12 protein-coding genes and 1 tRNA gene are annotated in these 14191 nt (G+C 29.8%); 1 reads left to right on the forward strand and 12 read right to left on the reverse strand.

What is annotated here, in order from left to right; genetic code table 11:
• Nucleotides 1-81: 81 nt before the first annotated feature.
• Nucleotides 82-161, forward strand: a tRNA-Leu gene (locus tag DFQ06_RS10110).
• A gap of 97 nt (nt 162-258) precedes the next feature.
• Here DFQ06_RS10110 and DFQ06_RS10115 read toward each other — a convergent pair.
• From DFQ06_RS10115 to bioB, 12 genes are all read right to left on the reverse strand, one after another.
• Nucleotides 259-1353 carry a hypothetical protein gene (locus tag DFQ06_RS10115; protein ID WP_133967517.1) on the reverse strand — a complete coding sequence of 365 codons (1095 nt, stop codon included), beginning with the start codon at nt 1351-1353 and terminating at the stop codon, nt 259-261.
• Nucleotides 1353-2780, reverse strand: a complete 1428-nt coding sequence (locus DFQ06_RS10120; protein WP_133967519.1) for a restriction endonuclease subunit S — start codon at nt 2778-2780, stop codon at nt 1353-1355. The genes DFQ06_RS10115 and DFQ06_RS10120 overlap by 1 nt, the downstream gene beginning before the upstream one ends.
• Nucleotides 2781-2785: 5 nt before the next feature.
• Nucleotides 2786-4978 (reverse strand): type I restriction-modification system subunit M, encoded by a 2193-nt coding sequence (locus DFQ06_RS10125; RefSeq protein WP_133967521.1) that lies wholly within the window; start codon nt 4976-4978, stop codon nt 2786-2788.
• Between the two features lie 4 nt (nt 4979-4982).
• The gene (locus DFQ06_RS10130) at nt 4983-5774 is read right to left on the reverse strand and encodes a nucleotidyl transferase AbiEii/AbiGii toxin family protein (protein ID WP_133967523.1); all 792 of its coding nucleotides are present in this window, start codon (nt 5772-5774) and stop codon (nt 4983-4985) included.
• A complete protein-coding gene (locus tag DFQ06_RS10135; protein WP_133967525.1) occupies nt 5771-6562 on the reverse strand; it encodes a type IV toxin-antitoxin system AbiEi family antitoxin domain-containing protein in 792 nt (263 codons plus the stop codon). The genes DFQ06_RS10130 and DFQ06_RS10135 overlap by 4 nt, the downstream gene beginning before the upstream one ends.
• Before the next feature lie 280 nt (nt 6563-6842).
• Entirely contained in the window at nt 6843-7196 is a 354-nt protein-coding gene (locus tag DFQ06_RS10140) for a hypothetical protein (RefSeq protein WP_133967527.1), read from the reverse strand.
• 1108 nt (nt 7197-8304) lie between these two features.
• Complete coding sequence (locus tag DFQ06_RS10145; protein ID WP_133967529.1) at nt 8305-9282, reverse strand: replication initiation protein; 978 nt, start codon at nt 9280-9282, stop codon at nt 8305-8307.
• Between the two features lie 6 nt (nt 9283-9288).
• Nucleotides 9289-9594 carry a helix-turn-helix domain-containing protein gene (locus DFQ06_RS10150; protein WP_162857641.1) on the reverse strand — a complete coding sequence of 102 codons (306 nt, stop codon included), beginning with the start codon at nt 9592-9594 and terminating at the stop codon, nt 9289-9291.
• A 116-nt stretch (nt 9595-9710) separates the two neighbouring features.
• Complete coding sequence (locus DFQ06_RS10155) at nt 9711-10850, reverse strand: hypothetical protein (RefSeq protein WP_133967533.1); 1140 nt, start codon at nt 10848-10850, stop codon at nt 9711-9713.
• 6 nt (nt 10851-10856) lie between these two features.
• Nucleotides 10857-12095 (reverse strand): site-specific integrase, encoded by a 1239-nt coding sequence (locus tag DFQ06_RS10160; protein ID WP_133967535.1) that lies wholly within the window; start codon nt 12093-12095, stop codon nt 10857-10859.
• A 271-nt stretch (nt 12096-12366) separates the two neighbouring features.
• A complete protein-coding gene (locus DFQ06_RS10165; protein WP_133967537.1) occupies nt 12367-12816 on the reverse strand; it encodes a DUF3157 family protein in 450 nt (149 codons plus the stop codon).
• Nucleotides 12817-13087: 271 nt separating this feature from the next.
• Nucleotides 13088-14182 carry a biotin synthase BioB gene (bioB, locus tag DFQ06_RS10170; RefSeq protein ID WP_133967539.1) on the reverse strand — a complete coding sequence of 365 codons (1095 nt, stop codon included), beginning with the start codon at nt 14180-14182 and terminating at the stop codon, nt 13088-13090.
• Between the last annotated feature and the right edge of the window lie 9 nt (nt 14183-14191).

The raw sequence follows: 14191 nt of genomic DNA on the forward strand, positions 1-14191 counted from the left end.
TTTATTTTTACCTAAAATGTATATTGATGCGTATTTTTTGAGTTATATATCGAAAAAATCTATATTTTTGCTGCTCCAAATGCTCAAGTGGTGGAATTGGTAGACACGTCGGATTCAAAATCCGATTCTTCGGAGTGCGGGTTCGATTCCCGCCTTGAGTACTTAAAACCCTTTAAAAACAACATTTTTAAAGGGTTTTTAATATTTTAGGGCTACCTACAGGGCTACTTAATCTATCAAATAGTAGTTTGTTGTTTATTATTCTTTAGAAACAATTTTTTCATCAATCCAAATATCTATCTGTTCTTTACAATCTGGTTCAAAATCATTTATTTCAACTGAATCTTTTAGCTGTTCATAAATGTAATTTTTTACTTCGTCCATATCTTCAAATTCGTCTGTGTCATTTTTCAAAATGAATGTACCATAATTAATATCTACAAACCAAATTTCTTCTTCTTGTCTTAATTGGTATTTTTCAATTTCTCTTTCTGCTAATGATAACCAAGTATGCTCTTTTAATTCTTTATTTTCAGCCGTCCAAAAATCTGAAATTAGACTTTGAACTCCTTTCTCTAAATCATCATCATTAACTGCTTTATCAAAATTCGCTATTTTTGTATCTGAAAGATTCCTAATGTGCATAACAGAGTTACGCATATCTTCTAAAGGTTTTAATTTCTGCTTAATTGAAAACAAAAACTCTGTATGTCTTTCTTCCGAAATATATCTTTGTTGAAGTCGATTCTTGAACTCTTGAAAATCGGATAAACTTACATCTTGTAATATTTCTGAAATTTGTTCTGCTTTTAATCTTTTAGGTTCTCCAAAACTTGCGTAATGATTGAAAAGTATGTAATACAAACCGTTTTCATAATTGTCGGAAACATTATTATTGTTATAAGATTCCGCCAACTGTACGCCAAATTCTTTGAAAATTCCTTTCTCAATAGCCTTTTCATCATATGTTAAAATGTATGTTAATACATTTCTCAATTCCATTTCTATGGTGAAGAGTTTATTGAAATATTGAATTGCAATTTCTTGTAAAAAATCATCTTGCAATTTTACTAAACCAATTACTTCTTCTAAACTGTTTATTGTATCTAAATAGGACTTTACAGTATCTTTTGGTTGAAAATCTCTGTTGTGTTCTAAGGCTGGAAAGTCAATTATAAAAATGCTAATAAAACTATCGTTAGGCAGTTTGTACACATTTTCAACCTCAAAGTAATCTTCTACATCATCTTCGCTTAAATTGTATTCTTCTCCAATTAAATTATATAAATGAGAAGCCAAAACCTCTTTGTTTAGATTTTTGGTATGGTTTATTTGTATTTTAACAATACTCATTATCCTAAAATTATTTTTTCAACTTCTGTTTTTGCTTCTGTCATTATTTGGTCAGCATCTAATTCTAATTGTTTTGCTTGATTTCTTAATTCAGTTATATGTTTCGCTATTTCTATTTGCTTTTCTTTTGGTGGAAGTGGAATTTTTATTTTTGCTATATCCGTTTCACTTATATTTGGTTGTGCACCACCTACAGAATTTTTAAGAATTAATTCTTGATATAATAAAGTGTTCAATAAACTCAAAAGATATTGTGTGTCAAGTGTTTTATGAGGTCTTATTATTCCATTTCTTTGATTAATTAGAGCTTTTTTAGAGCTATTATAAAGACCTACTTTTCCAATAGTTGCACCTGTCATTGCAATTAGCAAATCATCTTCGTTAATTCGATATTGCTTATATAAATCAAAATAATTGTTTGGCAAATAAGTCACGTTTTTTAGTCGTACGGTATTTTTAGAAATATTCTTGATTGTAATGAGATAGCAATCTGATTCATCTAAATAATCTTTAGAACTAAATGCGTAACCAGGAATAAACTTAATATTGTTTTTTATAGAATCAAGATTATATTTTGACTTGTTAAGGGATTCTAATAATTGACGATTATATGAAGAATGAAAACTGGAATCTAAACGACTTCCACTAATTTCACTTAATGAAGTGGTGAAAATTCTATTTTCAAGTGAATTGTCTTTCTCTGGTAGTTCAATACCTAATTCATCTAATAAATAATTATCAATACTGGTTATTAAGTCTTTAGCTTCTTTTTGTTTTTTGTTTTTTTCGTCTACAGCCTTTTTTGTAATTGTTAAAATTCTTTCGTCAAATAATATTGGAATTGATAACAAAGCAGGATAATCAAGTGCAGGACGAGTACCGCCAGTTGCTCTTCGGCTAGCTAGTTTTTCTCCTATGTCAGAATTAAGATAAGAAGCTAAAATTGTACTTACCTCTTTACTACCAGTTTTTATAACTACCATATGTTGGTTTGTATTACCTATAAAATCATCAGGTGCTACAGAAGCAACAGCCATACGACCAACACCGGTTATTTTAACTAATAAATCTCCGCCTTTTACTTGACTTCGCTTTAAGTATCCTTCGTGAGTTTCTTTATTTATATATTTACAATCTTCATAATCTAAAATTCCTGTTGGTGATAGGTTTTGAACTCTTAAAAACGGAATTCCATTTTCCTTGTCGGAATAATATTTCTCTTTCTCTGCGGTTTTTGGTGTTGCACCACTTGAAACAGATTTCACAAAATGGCGCAATGGTTTTACATCTTTTTCTCTTACCTTTTCTTCTAGTTCTTTAAGTTCTGGTATGTAATAAAAAGGGTCAAGCCTTTTTTCTATTTCAGAAGTATTTAAAAGAAAAACTTTGTTTGGATTTACCTTATCACTTAATTTAAACTCTGCCATAGTTGTTAATTTAAATTATTGATAAAACGTGTTAATTCAGTTTCAATTAACTCTAATTCATTGTTACCAGTTTCTCTACCAGTTGCATCATATCCGATATCTTCTGCAATTGCCATAAATATTGGATAATCATCTAATGATTCTTGTTTTAAAGCAATGTACTTGTCTGCTAAATCTTCTTTTAAATCATTAATTTGTTGGTTGAATCCATCTCCAGTTTCTTTTTTCCAAGACAAAAATAATTCTGTTTTTTCTAATAATTTTTTATCTTCTATTCCAGTTGTATTTTCAAAACCAGTATGGTTTTTTAAAGTTGATTTTTTTTCTCTTTCTATTCGTGTAACTTCCGCTAAATACTTGTTGTCGGTTTTAATTTTAGTTTGTAGTTCTGCTTTTAGTGTTTGGTATTTTTCAGTAATAGCCTTTGGCCATTTTTTTAAAAACAAAACAGAACTCTTTACACCAGCACCAGTATGTGCAAAAGCGGTTTGAGGCATAGAAACAACTGCAATTATTTTATACCATTCTTCAATATTATCTCGAACATATTGTAAGCTACTGTTGGTTAAAATTCCATCAGGAATTACAACTGCTAAAAACCCGTTTTCTGCTAAAAAATTATGACATTGTTCAATAAATAGAACTTCTGTACTTTGATTTGCACGACCTTTAACTGCTGAGTTTTTAGTATCTAACCAACTAACATCTTTATTACCTAAACTGTATTGATGTAAATATGCTTTTTCGGTTTGTTTTACAGAACTACCAAATGGTGGATTGGTAATTATGTAATCGAAAGTACCGTATTCAAAACCTTTATTGTCTGTGCTTTCTTGTATAACATCTGCACGTACCAAACCATCTGAGGAAATTACGTTTGTATGACCGTCATCGTGAATAATCATATTCATTTTGGCTGTTCTAGCAATCTGTTCATTTATTTCAATTCCAAAAAGGTTATTAGAAGCAAAATCGTGCCAATGCTTATGCCATTGAGAGTAACCAGCAGGTGTATTTTTATCAAAATAACCTTCTTCTGCCATTTTATCTGCTTGTCTTCTTACTTTGTCTAATGCGTAAAGTAAAAAACCACCACTACCACAAGAAGTGTCTAAAACCTTTGATTTATTATCTATTGATAAGGAATTTACTATAAATTTCACAATAGGTCTTGGTGTAAAATATTGTCCAAAATCTCCTCTGAAATAACTACCCATAAAAACCTCAAATGCACGACCTTTACTGTCTAAATCTGTGTCTCCTAGATTTATAGATTCTAAATAAGAAACTACGGTTTTTACTTTTGGTGCTGATAATCTGATATTATCTTTAAAAACTTCTGGGTCTTCTTTTTTACCAATTGCGTATAAATCAACTACACGTTTATATAAATCATTGGTTATTTTCTCTTCAATTTTTTGTTTTTGTTCTTTGCTTGCGTGTTTAGGAATAGGTTCGCTAAAAACTTGAAAATCGTAAGGTTCTCCATTTTTTCTAGGTTTTCGTTCATCCCAGATTTTACAAAAAATTAGTTTATCTAATTCATCAAAAGCTTCTGACGGATTTAATTCTCCACCAGCCCAAAGTGAATTGTGAGCCGATTTAAATGCTTTAGTTAAGTCCTCTTCGCTAATTTCTTCTAGTTCAAAAAACTTTTTCTTAATATCGTCAGTTGCCTCTTCACTACCAATTCTACCACCTTTAGCATATTTGTATTTCTGTATTTCTGTAATTCCATATCTTGGTATATCTGGAATAGTTTGTCTTTCGTCACTTTCCTTGTCAATTAAAAACGATTCGTTTTTAATTTTAGAAGTTACCCAAAGATATTTTACGGTTCCAGAAAGTGCATAGGCGTAACTAGCTCCTTGTTTAATAGCTTGTTCGAATTCTAATTCAGAAACATCTTCTTTTTTGCATTCAACTACAATGTGTGGTTGTGTACATTCATCATCATTGTAAACTACAATATCTACTTCTTTTACAGAAGATCCCATTGTTACAGATTTGAATTGTACTATTCTTTCAGTAGAATAACCGTAATTTAAAACGAGTTTTAAGTAAGCTTCTGCTTGTACTTTTTCTTCAGGATTATTGTAATTTCTACGCTTGTCGTCTTGGTGTATGTAGTAAATGTTTTTTCTATCCTCATCAAACCTGATAAATCCTTTTTCTATTCCTTTTTCAATTAAACTCATTATGTTATATTTTATTTATCAATTCGCTTTTAAGCCAGTTAAAAGCTTCTTCTTGATTATATTTCACACCTGTTCTTAATAAAGCTTCCATATCTCCTGTAAAATCTGGGTCTTGTTCTTTTTCTTCAATATTTAATGAAAATTCTTTTTGGCTTGGTGGTCTATTCCCTGTTGAAAATGTTGTGTATTCCTTAAAACATTTTATAATTTGCTCTATATCTAATTCCATATTCAATCGAGAATAATCTAAATCGAATAAATCTCTTCCTTTGCTACGTTGGTATAAGGCACGTAATTTTGTACCTAATAATTCGTTAATGCTATAGGTTTTTATTTTAGCACTTCCAGAAAACCATTCGCTTTCTACTTCAAAAGGAAAATCTACCCAATCCAAAACATTAAAATGCTCTTTACAGTTAATTTCTAATTTCAAGCGTAATCTAATATTTTCATATTCTGATGTAAAACGGTATGTTGCTTTTGCTCCGTGTCCTTTTACTTGCGTTCTTCTTGGCTCTTCAAAAAAGGTAACAACCTCTTTAATCCGTTCCATTATTGGCTTTATAGGTCCTGGTTTAATTTGAACCAAATCGATATCTTCCGAATATCTTGGAGCAGGATTTAAATACAACTTATGCAAAGCTGTACCACCTCTAAAAGCTAAATTTTCTCGTAAAAAATCATCAGAAAAAATTTCTACTAAAGCTCTGCTAATTACAAGGTCTTGCTCTACTTGATAAAACTGTTTCCAAGGTGCTTGTTCTTGCCATTTTGCTATGTAAGGCTTCGGAATCATAAATCGCTTTCTAGTTTAATGTTTATATCTACTTTCCAATCATTATCTACAGCACCAGCTTTCTGTTTAGATTTTGGGCTTAATAATACCGGAAAGTATTTCGATTTTTTTAAGTATTGTATTATTGGTTCTAAAAGGAGTTCTTCTACTTGGAGTTCTTCTAATAAAAAACCAAATCGTTGTAAAGTACTTTTATGTGGATACCAAGTAAGTAATTCTTCGATGTCCTTTTTAGTGATTTCTTCGGATAATTCTTCCAAAATGGCTAACATTCTATTAATTCCGCCTAACTTATTATGATGATGAATTAAATCTACCGCTGTAAGTGCTGGACTTGAAATTTTAAAAATCCCTGCATCCGATTTTTTTTCTACAATATTTTTTGATGGCCATTTTGAAGTTGTAAAAAAATGAATATCGTTACCTTCTTTTGTAATATCTAATAAGGTTGGCTTAATAGTAACTATATATTCTCTCTGTATTTGTTGGTGGCTGGCTCCGTGAAATTTTGCAGCAGAATATAGACCAACATAATAGGGTCTATCTATAAATTTAAATAATTTATCTACATATAATTCAAGTGGTAACTTTCCTAATTTCGAATATCTTGGAGGTATAATTAAATAAAAACCTTTTCTTAAAGAAATAATATCTCCTTTTTTAACTAAATAAGATAAATCTGTTGTTAGTTTCGATTTCTCTTTTTTACTAATTAAATGAAGCTCATCCTTTGAGAACGAGTACTCTTCAAGCGAAAGACGTTCTTTTATAAAATCTGACAGGTACAATATTTAGTGATTTTTCGATAAATTTAGTGAATTTTACTAATAATCTCGCATTTATACTATTGTATTTTAAAGTGAATCAAGTATTGAGTTGGGAGTTTTGAAGAGGATTGTTTTGTAAAAGAACAATAAATTCTATTTTTAATTGATTCAGTCACTTTTATTTGTGTCCCAAATTTAGTAACTATTTGGGACAATATTTCACTGCTGCAAGATGCAAATGTTATAACAGAAAGTACTAAATAGTATTAATCTCATTTTCATAATTATTTTATTAAGTTATTTATATCTCTAGGGTTTTAGTATTTGATTTTTTTGAGAAAGAGTCAAAATGTCCGCAAACACGGCAACATTTATTTGTAGATTGCATATAAGACTTTAAGTGAGCTCTATCGTTTATAACTACTTTAAAAGGCTTTAAACAAACACTACATTGCTTTACTTGATAAATAGTAAAAGCCTCCATAACCCTTAAATTTGAGAAATGATTTTCAGTATTATATTTATTAAAAAACTCGCTATCTGAAAAGAGAAAAGTTTCAGAACCATTTCCTTTTATTACTTCCCAGTAATCTGCTAACATCTTTTTCTCTTCTTTAGTAGCATTGCTATTTGATAATATTCCTAATTGTTTCATAAGTTTTGAGCACAAAAAAACGTGGAACTGAATCTTATCGGTCTTAGTGGTCTCGCCAGAAACCTTCCCTCCAAATAAGAACAGCCCACGCAGGACGTGGGCGTCTTAACTTTGATATTGGAGGGTTTATTAACTGGCGAGTTTCTAAAACCAAATCAAAAGCTAAACGCTTTATATGTATATTTTATACTTGTATTTGTTTCTTATATTATTTATTTGTTTCAAATTTAAGCAAACTTTTATAATGTTGAAATTTATAGTTGTTATTTTTAATCACTTCAAATACTCTAATTTCTATTCTTGTTTTTTTATATAAATCTTTCATTTTTTTAGATTTTTGAGTTCCGAAAAAAGCACTCTTACGAAGTAAGCAAGGTTTGTTATTATCCGAAATTTGAAAAATTTGTACGGATAATGACACATCTTGCACTTCATATTCTGAAGTCTTTCCCCATTATCTATTGTCACTTGGAATTAACGAGAAATAATAAAGCAAGATTAGAAAAGCACAGCTCCCGCTTTAAATTTTAAAATAAATATTTACAGAAAACATCTAATAATATTATTGTCTAGAAATAGCCGATCACTTACAAGAATATTTTTTTAAAGCAAATTAGAACAATACTTTAAAATATAATGTTATAAAAATACATTGATATAAAGGTATTTCGATATAATGTTATAATAGTATTTAGATATAAGGGGGTGAAATTATAAATACATAAGAGTATAAAATTATTCGAGAAATAATGAAGCAAGTGGTTTTTTTGTGATCTTGCTTTATTATTTTTCGAATACCCAATTTTTTATAATTGATGTCTCCAGATTTATATATTTAAAAATTAGAAGACAGATTGCAAATTGCATTCAATTTTCTGGTTTTTTTATTGTTTTTAAAGTTTGTTTTTTTTCTTTCATTATCAAATTTTTCACTACTTGTATTATTTATTGTAGGTTACCTTATTGTACATGCTTTGTACACCTTATGAATAAAGGGATAATAACACCTAAATCACACTAATTGACGACCGTTTTATTTTGAATTCACACTAATTGACGAGCTTAATCACACTAATTGACGAAGTAGCCACTTGTAATCACACTTAACTCAAGTTGAGTGTGATTTAGTTTTATTAACTGTAGAAATTCCATATTCTGGTAATATTGACTTTAGTAATATGTTTTTTATATCTTTTTTTGTTTTATATCTCGCTTCTAACTGATCTTCTAGTTTTACGAAGCGGTAATATGCTTTTTCTACATAACCTCCATTAGCAATGATGTCAGCATAGTTTGCAGCCTTGTTATCGTCGTAATTAGGAAAAAAACGAATAAGAAAATTATAAACATAAATAAAATGTTCCTCTCTAACTCCATAATACTCTTCATTTCCCTGCGTATTTCTATGAATTTTAAAAGATATATTAGAATATTTTCTTCCTACTTTCGTCAAACTATATGTAAAAAACAAGTCTGCCTTTTTCTTTAATTCCTCCTTAGCTTGTTCTAACACTTTAGCTCGTAAATGTACTATTTGGTTATATTTATCGGTTATCGACAAATAGATTTTCAATTCTTCAATAGAACACGAGTAACCCCCTCTATCTTCCCAACGACAACATAATTCATACAGATATTTTGAATAAATCGAATTTAAACTTATCGCAATAGTTTTTTGAAATGATGTAAAACCACCACCTATATAACAGAAAAACCTACAGGCATCTTCTGGAATATTTAATATTATTAGCCCTGAGTTATATTCATGCCGTAGCCCGCTAATCAACGATGTAGAAAAACCTGTCATTTTACCCGTCTTAGGAATAACAACATCAAACTCTACATGTTTAGAACCTAATTTTTTTATAGCATTTTTAATTCGATTATAGTTTCTGTTTTGTTCCAAGGTTTTTAATTCAACTGTAATTCGTTGATTAATATATTTTTGGTTCAAATCCCTACTCATAATTTTTTGTAGCTCTTCAATAATCGTATAGATTATATTTTTTTCTAATACAGTTAAGCTATAATTAAACCTTGCAGTTGAAACGTGATTAGGTTGCTTTATTTTTTTTGAGCTTTCCAAATTGAACTACTTAGAAGTCTTGTTAACACCTCTATTATTTCTAGCATACTCAAGAAGTTTCTTTTTAGAATAGAAAATAGGTCTTCCTATACGCATATAAGCATCTCTTGGTATTTTACCCGATTTTCTCCAATCAATAATTGTAGTAACACTAATACCTAAAAGTAACGAAGCTGCTTTTTGAGAAAGTTTTTCATCATCAATAGGAATTGAAGAGTCTACTAATTCTGTTTGTCTTATTTCATTTATTACTAGACGAACTGCTCTTACTAAATCGTCTTTACTGTGTGTGTAGAATAATACGTTTGCCATCTTAATTTGTTTGTGTTTAAATTAACTTTCGATGGGTGCAAGTTGGCTTTAGGTTGAATAAAAAAAAAGTTAACAAATTACTTTGTTAACTTTTAAAACCAGTAAATAACTACATATCAATCTTTTAAAACTGATGTTATTTCTGTAAAAGATTTGAAGTTCGCCAACTCTATAAGTTCTTTTATTGACAACGGATAAAGGTCTTGAGATATAACGTTTCTTAAATTACCACTTAAACCAATATACCCTGTATTTATTTCTTTTAAATCTGAAACTAAAATATCATTAATACTGGAAGCGTTTTTTTCTTCGACATATTCTAGTTTTATAAAAAGAATCAATACAGCAATAAATGGTTTAAACTTTTTCTTATTTAAGAAATCTATAGACTTTGATTTCGTTTTATATGTATTTGTAATTGCAGAATATTTACTATCAGACTCAAAACAATTAGAAATAAATTGATTAATTCTTTTTATTTTTTCTTCATTGATTTGTGTATTGTTGTTTTCAAAAAAAAGAACATACAACTTACTTAATTTTTGAGGACTAATATTTAGTTTGAATTGATCCTTTTTCTCTTTAATCTTAACAGAACGTGAACTTAACCTTTCTATTAGCTTTTCAATTTTTTTAATAGAAGAATTTAAAAAATGAAAATGATATTTTTCTTTTAATACTTCGAGCCTAATTACTTCGTGATGTAGAACTTCAATATTAAGGGAATCAAATTTTTCTTTTAATTTAAGTAATACTAAATCAAAATACTCTTCCAAAAGGTAAAATTCATTTTTAGCAGAAAAACTTCCATCGAAAGGATTAAACTCTATATTTTCAAGTATTTTTGAAATAATGAAAAAATGAAACTCTTTTTTTGATTTGAAAGGATTGTTTTTCTCGTAAAAATCCACCTTCTTAAAAGAGCAATCGTAATTTGAACCCATAAACACATCAACCTCCATTTGTATTAAATGAATCAAATTTTTCTCTAGGCTATTTATGCTTACTAATCCAAAATGCTCGTTCTCAAGAAAAGTAAAAAAAGCATCTTTTTTAAAAGTCTTTTTTTTGAAACTGTAATTAATTAAAGTTGACAAGATTTCATTAAATTCCTCTCTATTCGGATAATAATAAGATTCTTTATAAAATTTCTCACTTGAAATATAAAAATCGGATAAAACATTCTTACTCGGAATTTCTTCTAAAAACGTATTATATTTTGAATAAAACTCATCTTTTAGTTCTTGGTCTAACATTGTAATTTATATTTTATTCCAAGTATTATCCATTTCCTGTCTCTTAAAATCCTCTGCAATTTTCACATAACGTCTAAAGCTTTCCTCTTTTTTATGTCCTGTAATATTTCTAACAACCATTTCTTTCATTCCAAGGATTAAAGAATTTGTTACAAAAGTTTTACGAGCTGTATGAGAAGTAATTAATTTATATTTTGGCACCGTTTTTTCTATTCTTTTTTGACCTACATATCTGGTTTTTGTAACCAAAGTATCAATCTCAACTATTTTACAACATTCTTTAATATACTTATTAAATTTCTGGTCAGAAATAACAGGTAAAGGCTCGTGAATTGTATCTTTATATCTTTCTAAAATTTCTCTAGAAAACTTATTTAAAGGTATTTTAGTGTTGATTGCTTTTGTTTTTTGAACAGTAATTAACAAGTAATCCTTTTTTACATTTGATGGTTTTAGAGCCTTGTAATCGGATATTCTCAAACCTGTTACGGAATTGAAAACATACATATCTCTTACTTGGTTTAATCTGTCAGATTCAAAATCGTGGTTATAAAGCGTCATTAATTCATCCATTGTTAAATAGATAATTTCGGTTTCATCTTCTTTAGCTTTAAATTTTTTATATTTTAAATTATTGTGATATTCTTTATCTAAAGACCAATTCATAAAAGTTTTTAAAACTTTTATGATAAATGCGAAGTAGCTATTTTTATTTTTTCTTTCTGTGAAAGTATAATCTTGTAGTTTTTCAAAAAATGTAGAATCAATAGAGTCAAATAATAATCTTGTTCCAGAATAGGATTCAAAATCTTTAAGAAAATTTATAGTTGTAACATAAGACTTAATAGTTCTCGGTGTCTTTGTAGACTTACTTGAATCTTTAAATTCTTCAAAAGTTGGAAAAAACTCATGAGTAAGATTTACTTTATCTAATCCATTTTCAAGCTTCTCTAAAATATAATCTTTTGTAGGATTGATGTTATTTAGTAAAATGTATCTAAATAATTTCTTTATTTCATCTTCTCTTTCGTCAATTATCTTATTGTATTCAATGTGATAATTATAAGAATCATTTTTCCTAGGAGGATTAATATGCTCACTTCTTTTATCCCAAAGGGATTCTTTACAGTTAATGCCTTTAATCACTTTGAATATTTTACAGTCTTTAGCTGTAATTAGCATCCTAATAGGCATTAACCCTTCTTTATTAGCCTTATCCTTTCTTAAATGAAATGAAACTTTCATAAATATACAATTTGATACAAATATATAAAAGAGGGCAATTAAAAGGGCTACCTACTTAAATAAAATTTGATAAAAATTTATTTCAGATAAATCAATTAAGATATATTTTATAGTATTTAAAGGGTTTAAAAGAGGTTAAGCACGTTTAAAAAATAAGGTACTCCCGCCTTGAGTACTTTTTAAGACCGTAAACAACTTAATTTTAGTTTTTTTACGGTTTTTTTATGCCGATATTTTGCCGAAAAAACAAGAAAACTTCAATTACCTAAAATTAAAAAAGTTTAGACGCCTTTATAATAGAATTCCCTAAGCGTTTATAAGTTACCTCAGCTCCATTTGCACAAAAATGATAAACCGCTTTCTTTTTTTGCTCAGAAAAAGACAATAAAAAAACATCGTCTACCGAGCAGTTTTGATCTTTAGCGACTTTCTTTTTTACATATCTCATAGAGGAACGACCGCGTTTTAATTGCGATTGAATTTTACCATCCAACCTAGGCTCTAAGTAACCTGCTTCTAGACTACATCCGTTTTCACCTGCCGCTTTAAGCGATTCGATTAAAGCGGTTTGCGATTTTGAATCTACAGCATCAAGATACTCCCAAGTATAATCATTTTTAAGAAACACACGGCGTCCGTCCTCGGTTTTTACAATTTGACCAGTTTGCGAGAAGCTAAAAGATGATACAAGTAAAAATAAGAAGAGAGTAAAGGTTTTCATAAAATAGATATTGTAATTATAGTATTCAAAAATACAGCTTTCAAACCATAAGACAGAAACAATAATGTCATTTTAAAAACTGAATATTATTTATCTTAATATTACAGCGTTACCCGAAAAGGGTCGGGCTTTCCGCTAAAAGTTTTGGCTCGATGCTCGCCTCGCCAAAAGCTACCGCTGCAATCCCTAACGCGAAAAAAGCCCGCTAACAACACCTTTTACTTGCTATCAACAGACTTTATTTACAAAATTTATACTCTAAAAAAGAGCGCTACTTAATCAATTTTCCTTTTTCTTTAGCCAATTCGTTACGTTCAATTTTATGTTCTGGGCGTGTCCATTTTGGTTTTTCACCTAAAGATTCAAATTCAGAATCGGTTGCTTCGACAGTTTGTGGTTGTACCTTTTTTGTAAAAGGTTTTTGCGGATTCAATCCTAATAGTTCAAACATTTTCATGTCTTCATTAACATCAGGATTTGGCGTGGTTAATAATTTATCGCCAGCAAAAATAGAGTTTGCACCAGCAAAAAAGCACATGGCTTGTCCTTCTCTACTCATTTGCGTTCTACCTGCACTTAAGCGCACTTGGGTTTCTGGCATAACAATTCTTGTGGTTGCCACCATCCTAATCATCTCCCAAATAGAAACCGGTTTCTCATCTTCAAGTGGTGTGCCCTCTACAGCAACAAGTGCATTAATTGGTGTAGATTCTGGTTGCGGATTTAATGTAGAAAGCGCAACAAGCATACCTGCTCGATCTTCAATATTTTCGCCCATACCAATAATACCACCACTACAAACGGTAACGTTGGTTTTACGCACATTATCAATAGTATCCAATCGATCTTGGTAACCACGTGTAGAAATAACCTCTTTATAATATTCTTCCGAAGAATCTAAATTATAGTTATACGCATACAAACCTGCTTCTGCCAAACGTTGCGCTTGGTTTTCGGTAATCATACCTAAAGTACAACAAACCTCCATGTCGAGTTTATTAATGGTACGCACCATTTCTAAAACGGCATCAAACTCGTCACCATCTTTTACATTGCGCCATGCCGCTCCCATACAAACCCGAGAACTTCCGCTTGCCTTTGCTCGTAAAGCTTGCGCTTTAACTTGTGGCACCGTCATTAAATCGTTGCCTTCAATATTAGTATGGTAGCGTGCAGCTTGAGGACAATACCCACAATCTTCACTACAACCACCAGTTTTAATAGAAAGTAAAGTTGATACTTGCACTACATTAGGATCATGATTTACGCGATGCACCGTGGCCGCCTCGTAAAGCAATTCCATTAATGGCTTATTGTAAATCTCTAGAATTTCTTCTTTGGTCCAATTGTGTTTTGTATCGCTCATAGATTCCAT

It is taken from the genome of Algibacter lectus, from assembly GCF_004368925.1.
GTDB lineage: Bacteria > Bacteroidota > Bacteroidia > Flavobacteriales > Flavobacteriaceae > Algibacter > Algibacter lectus.